The 6,365-nt window shown below is 65.7% G+C and carries 4 protein-coding genes; all 4 read left to right on the forward strand.

The window, feature by feature from the left end:
- Nucleotides 1–185: 185 nt before the first annotated feature.
- Complete coding sequence (locus GTW51_RS23035; protein ID WP_163046359.1) at nt 186–2,078, forward strand: thiamine pyrophosphate-binding protein; 1,893 nt, start codon at nt 186–188, stop codon at nt 2,076–2,078.
- Between the two features lie 12 nt (nt 2,079–2,090).
- Nucleotides 2,091–3,548 carry an NAD-dependent succinate-semialdehyde dehydrogenase gene (locus tag GTW51_RS23040; protein ID WP_163046360.1) on the forward strand — a complete coding sequence of 486 codons (1,458 nt, stop codon included), beginning with the start codon at nt 2,091–2,093 and terminating at the stop codon, nt 3,546–3,548.
- Complete coding sequence (locus GTW51_RS23045; protein ID WP_163046361.1) at nt 3,545–5,281, forward strand: dihydroxy-acid dehydratase; 1,737 nt, start codon at nt 3,545–3,547, stop codon at nt 5,279–5,281. The genes GTW51_RS23040 and GTW51_RS23045 overlap by 4 nt, the downstream gene beginning before the upstream one ends.
- 78 nt (nt 5,282–5,359) lie before the next feature.
- A partial coding sequence (locus GTW51_RS23050; RefSeq protein ID WP_163046362.1) for a Re/Si-specific NAD(P)(+) transhydrogenase subunit alpha occupies nt 5,360–6,365 on the forward strand: 1,006 nt, incomplete at its 3' end.

Here is a 6,365-nt window from a genome sequence, read left to right on the forward strand (position 1 = left end):
GCGCCCGATCCCGATTATGCTCGCGCCGGGCGGTATCAGTCCAGGTCATGATCATCCTCCATCGTCTCGACAACGACGAGGAATCACAACTCACTGATATCGCTCAACCTCTTTCAAATCGGGCTCTCAGGCCTCGAGCGGCCTGGTCGGTAAAAATCAAAAGAAAACTGAGGCTGAGTCGAGCAATGCTTAGAAGCGATTTCACGCGCGAAGACCAGGAAGCCGGCATCAGGCGGCGCGCTGCGCTTCTTTCCGCTCACGACGGTGTTGATGCTGCCTTCGCGGCGGCCGACACACCGATCGAGACAACGCTTTCCGAGGCTCTGGTCATCGGGCTCCTGAAGCAGGGCGTAACGCATTACTTTGCGATCTTCGGCCACGGCTCGACGGATCTCGGCAACGTCCTGCGCCTCTACAGCGAAGTGGGGCTTGTCACGGTGATCAACTGCCGCAACGAGGTTGAAATGGCGCACGCCGCCACCGCCCATGCTTGGCAATACGGCCGTACCCCGGCGGTCGTCACGTCGATCGGGCCGGGCGGCCTGCAGGCCATGGCGGGCTCGCTCGCGGCAGCGTCCAACGGCATCGGCGTCTATCACATCTATGGAGACGAGACGACGCGCGGCGAAGGCTACAACATGCAGCAGGTACCGAAGCCCGAGCAGGGGCTGTTCGGCAAGATTACCGCACTACTCGGCCAGTCCCACACGCTGCATACGCCGGAATCCCTGCGCGAATGCATGCGCCGCGGCACCAGCTGCGTCCATCATCCGTATCGGCCCGGCCCGTTCTTCATCCTCCTGCCAATCAATACGCAGCCGCAGCGGATGCAGCTCAACGTCGCGACCTTGCCGGGGCGTATGACCCTGCCGCCTGTCGCGCCGGCCGGGCGGGAAGTCTATCGCGAGGCGGCATCGCTGATGATGGGGATGGACCGGATCGTCATCAAGGCGGGCGGCGGTACACGCGGCCATGCCGATGCAGTGCGCCGGCTCGCCGAGGCCACCGGCGCTGCGGTAGTTCTGTCGCCGGGCTCGACCGGCGTCCTGCCGGATTGCCACGAGCAGAACATGCATGTTGGTGGCTCGAAGGGCTCGATCAGCGGCAACTTTGCGATGGAGGAAGCCGAGGTCGCGGTCTTCATCGGCTCGCGCGGAGTCTGCCAAGCTGATTGCTCCGGTGTCGGCTATCCCAACGCGCTGCGCGTCATCAACATCAACGGCGACATCGACGATGTCAGCCACTATGCCAACACCCTGCATCTGCCGGGGGACATCACTGCCGTGATCGACCGTCTCCTGGAGGCGCTCGAGGACCGGCCGGAAGCGAGCGAGGCGCGCAAGGACTGGCTTCGCGAATGCGCCGAACGCAAGCGTGCGTGGAGCCGTTTCAAGCGCGAGCGCACGGACGCGGCGCCGATCCACGATGCGGTGTGGGAAACGTTGGTGCTAACCCAGCCGGCGGCGATCGATACAGTCGCATCCTTCGCCAAGCGCATAGGGGCGGCAAAGTTCTTCGATGCCGGCGACGTACAGGCCAATGGTTTTCAGCTTGTGGAGGATGACGCGGTCGGCGACACCTTCACCGAGACCGGCGCGTCCTACATGGGCTTCGCGACCTCGGCGCTGCTTGGATCGGCCGGTGTCGATAACCCGCGCTATGGCATCGCCTTCACCGGCGACGGCTCCTTCATGATGAATCCGCAGGTGCTGATCGACGGGGTCGAGCATGACATCAAGGGCATGATTGCGCTGTTCGACAACCGTCGGATGGCCGCGATCACCAGCTTGCAATATGCCCAGTACGGGCACGAGTTCCGCACCAACGACGGCGTCGCGGTCGACTATGTGGCGATGGCCGCCTCGGTCAGCGGCGTCAAATCCATCTTCGCCGGCACCACGCGGGCCTCCCTGGAGGCGGCGCTGGAGGAGGCGCATGCCCATGACGGCCTCTCCCTCGTTCACATCCCCGTTTACGCTGGCCGGGAGGCGATTGCGGAGATGGGAGCATACGGCTCCTGGAACGTCGGCAACTGGGTGGACGACGTCCAGGCGCGCTACCTCGAACAGAAGATCTGACGGGAACTCACCATGTATCGCGATCTCGAACTTTACATCGACGGCGCATGGCGCGGCGCCGCCAACGGCGCGACGCGCGACGTCACCGATCCGGCGACCGAGGAGCGTCTGGGGAGCATCGCCGATGCCTCCGACGCCGACATCGACGAGGCGCTCGCTGCCGCCAAGGCGGGTTTTGCAATTTGGCGCAGGGTCGGGACGTGGGAACGCGCACGGCTGATCCGCCGGGTCGCCGACCTTGTGCGCGATCGCGTCGACGCGATCGCCGTCCAGATGTCGCTGGAGACCGGCAAGCCCCTCGCCGAGGCTAAGGGCGAGGTGAATGCGGCGGCCGACCAGTTCGAATGGTATGCCGAGGAAACCAAGCGCATCTACGGCCAGATCATCGAGAGCCGGACGCCGGACAGCCGCATGGCGGTCATCCACCAGCCGGTCGGCGTCGTCGCAGCCTTCTCGGCCTGGAATTTCCCGGCCCTGCTGCCGGCCCGCAAGATCTCCGCTGCCTTGGGTGCAGGCTGCAGCATCATCATCAAGCCGGCTGGCGAAGCACCCGGTTCGTGCGCGGCTTTGGTCGCGGCCTGCCATGACGCCGGTATCCCCCAGGGCGCCGTCAATTTTCTGACCGGTAATTCAGACCGGATCGCCCGCCGGCTGATCGCCTCGCCGATCGTGCGTAAGGTGTCGCTCACCGGTTCGGTGCCGGTGGGCAAGCAGATTCTGCATCTGGCTGCGGACGGCGTGAAGAAGGTATCGATGGAACTGGGCGGTCACGGTCCGGTGGTGGTGTTCGACGACGTGGACGCGGAGAAGGTCGCGGAAATCTGTGCGACCACCAAGTTCCGCAATTGCGGCCAGGTCTGCATCTCGCCGACGCGATTCTACGTCCACGAATCGAAATATGAGGCCTTTGCCGGCCGCTTCGCCGAAGTGGCGAAGGCACTCAGGGTTGGGCGCGGCATGGACGAAGGCGTCCAGATGGGGCCTCTCGCCAACCGCAGGGGCCTCGAAACGATACAGGAACTGGTGGCTGACGCTCGTCAGCGCGGTGCCGAGGTGCTTGCCGGCGGCAACGTCCCGGCCAATACCAATCGTGGCTATTTCTTCGAGCCGACGGTGCTCGGCCGGGTGCCGGACGATGCGCGGATCATGCAGGAGGAGCCTTTCGGGCCGGTGGCGCCACTGACCAGCTTCCGCAGCTACGACGAGGTCATAGAACGCGCCAATTCGCTGCCCTTCGGGCTCGCCGGCTATGTCTTCTCTAACGACCTGAGGACGGCGACCCGCGCCTATGAGGATCTCGAGGTCGGCATGGTGGGGGTCAACGAGATGCTGCTTGCCACTGCCGAGGCGCCGTTCGGCGGGGTCAAGGAGAGCGGCATGGGCCGCGAGGGCGGGGCCTTTGGCATCCACGACTATCTCGAAACGAAATACGTCAAGATGAAGCTGGAAGAGCGGGTGCGCGGCGCATGAGCAAGGACGATGCGCACGGCCTCGCGCGCGGTTTGACCAATTATGGCGACGCCGACTTCTCCGTGTATCTCCGCAATTCCTTTGCGGCCTCGATGGGCTATTCGCGCGAGGTGCTGAAGAAGCCGATTGTCGGGATCGCCAACAGCTTTTCCGGCTTCAACAACTGCCATCGGCATTTTCCGGAGATGCTGGAGGCCGTGAAGCGAGGCGTACTGCTTGGCGGCGCGCTGCCGATCGAGTTTCCGACGATCTCGCTGGGCGAGGTATTCCTCAACCCGACGAGCCTGAAGTTCCGCAATCTCATGTCCATGGACACCGAGGAGATGATCCGGGCCCAGCCGATGGACGCGGTCGTCCTGATGGGCGGCTGCGACAAGACGGTGCCGGCGCAGCTGATGGGGGCGGCGTCTGCCGACCTCCCCGCAATCCAGATCGTCGCCGGCCCGATGATGACCTCGCGCTACGGCCAGGAGCGTCTGGGTGCCTGCACCGACTGCCGACGTTTCTGGGGCAAGTATCGCGCCGGCGAGATATCCACCGAGGCGATCAACGACATCGAGGGGCGCCTCGCCACTACCGCCGGCACCTGTGCGGTCATGGGCACGGCCTCGACCATGGCCTGCATCGCGGAGACCCTTGGCATGTCGCTGCCGGGTACAGCAGCGATCCCGGCGGTCCATGCAGACAGGCTCCGAGCCGCCGAGGCGACGGGACTGGCCGCGGCCCGGATGATCGACAACCCGATCCGTCCAAGCCAAGTCATCACCGAGCACTCGGTGGAGAACGCACTGCGCATGCTGCTGGCGCTCGGCGGCTCGACCAACGCCATCATCCACCTGACGGCGATCGCGGGGCGTCTTGGCATCAAGGTTTCGCTCCGCCGCCTCAACGAGCTGTCGGACGAGACACCGGTCCTCGTCAATTTGAAGCCGGTGGGCGCGAACTACATGGAAGACTTTTTCTTCGCCGGCGGCGTCGGCGCCGTCCTGCGTGAGTTGAAGCCGCTGCTGCATCTCGACTGCCTGACCGTTACCGGAGAGACCCTCGGCGCACGGCTTCAGGAGAAAATCGGTCCGGTCGACCGCAACGTCATCGCTGGAGCCAACGCGCCGCTCGAGCCGGCGGGTGGCCTCGTGGCACTTTTCGGCAACCTCGCACCGTCCGGCGCGATCCTCAAACGTTCGGCCGCCGACAAGGCGCTCTTTGAGAAGGAGGGTCGTGCGGTGGTCTTCACGTCTCTCGCCGATCTCGCTCAGCGCATCGACGACCCCGATCTCGACGTCGAGGCCGACGACATACTGGTGCTGCAGAATGCCGGGCCGCGCAGCGACTCCGGCATGCCGGAAGCGGGTTATCTGCCGATTCCGCGCAAACTTTCGGCCCGCGGCGTCAAGGACATGATCCGCATCTCGGACGCACGGATGTCGGGAACGGCCTTCGGCGCCATCGTGCTGCATGTAGCGCCCGAGGCGGCCATAGGGGGCCCCCTCGCCTTCGTGCAGAGCGGCGATCGGATCCGCATCTCGGTGCGCGACAAGTCGATCGAACTGCTGGTCGACGAGGCTGAGTTGGCCCGACGACGGGAGAGCTTCGAACCGTCGTCTAAGCCGGCCTCAGAACGCCGCGGCTACGACAGGATCTATGCCGAAGAGGTGCTCCAGGCGGATGAAGGTTGCGATTTTGCGATCCTTCAGCCGGTGGGGACAAAACGCTCGGACGCTCCGAGGGCCTAAAGTTTAAGCTTCCATGATCAGCGGGTTCGCGGCGGGGACATCCCGGCGGCGCAACCAGACGCGCGAGGAGACACGCGAATGAAGATCGGAACACCGCGCGAGAGCTATCCGGGAGAGCGCCGGGTCGCCCTGACGCCCGACAGCGCCGCCCGGCTGCAGAAGCTCGGCTACCAGTGCCTGCTCGAGGCGGGTGCCGGCGAGGCCGCGAACTTCGCCGACGCCGACTACCGTGCCGCCGGCGTCGAGATCGTCCCCGACGCCGATAGCCTGTGGCAGGCCTCGGACATCGTCCTCAAGGTTCGCCCGCCCCAGGACGGCGAGATCGCCCGGCTGCACGCCGGCAAGACGCTGATCGGCTTCGTCAACGCGGCCAGCGACGCCGAGCTGCTGCAGCGCCTTGCGGCGACGGGCGGCTCGGTCATCGCGATGGACGCGGTGCCGCGCATCAGCCGCGCCCAGAAGATGGACGCGCTGTCGTCGATGGCCAACATCGCCGGCTACCGCGCCGTGATGGAGGCGGGCAATCATTTCGGCCGCTTCTTCACCGGCCAGATCACCGCGGCGGGCAAGGTCCCGCCGGCGAAGGTCCTGGTGGTCGGCGCCGGCGTCGCCGGGCTCGCCGCGATCGGCACCGCCACCTCGCTCGGCGCCATCACCTACGCCTTCGACGTGCGACCGGAAGTCGCCGAGCAGATCGAATCGATGGGCGCGCAGTTCGTCTACCTGGACTTCGAGGAAGCCCAGGATGGCGCCGCCACCGGCGGCTATGCCGCGCCGTCGAGCCCGGAATTCCGCGAGAAGCAGCTGGCACGGTTCCGCGAGCTGGCGCCGGAAATGGACATCGTCATCACCACGGCGCTGATTCCCGGCCGACCGGCCCCCAAGCTCTGGACCGCCGACATGGTCGCGGCGATGAAGCCGGGCTCCGTCGTCGTCGATCTCGCTGCCGAGCGCGGCGGCAATTGCGACCTCACCGTCGCCGACGAGATCGTCACCAGCCCGAACGGCGTCACCGTCGTCGGCTACACCGACTATCCGAGCCGGATGGCAGCGCAGGCCTCGACCCTCTACGCCACCAATCTGC

Origin of the sequence: Aurantimonas aggregata (assembly GCF_010500835.1) — a bacterium.
In the GTDB taxonomy this organism is placed as follows: domain Bacteria; phylum Pseudomonadota; class Alphaproteobacteria; order Rhizobiales; family Rhizobiaceae; genus Aurantimonas; species Aurantimonas aggregata.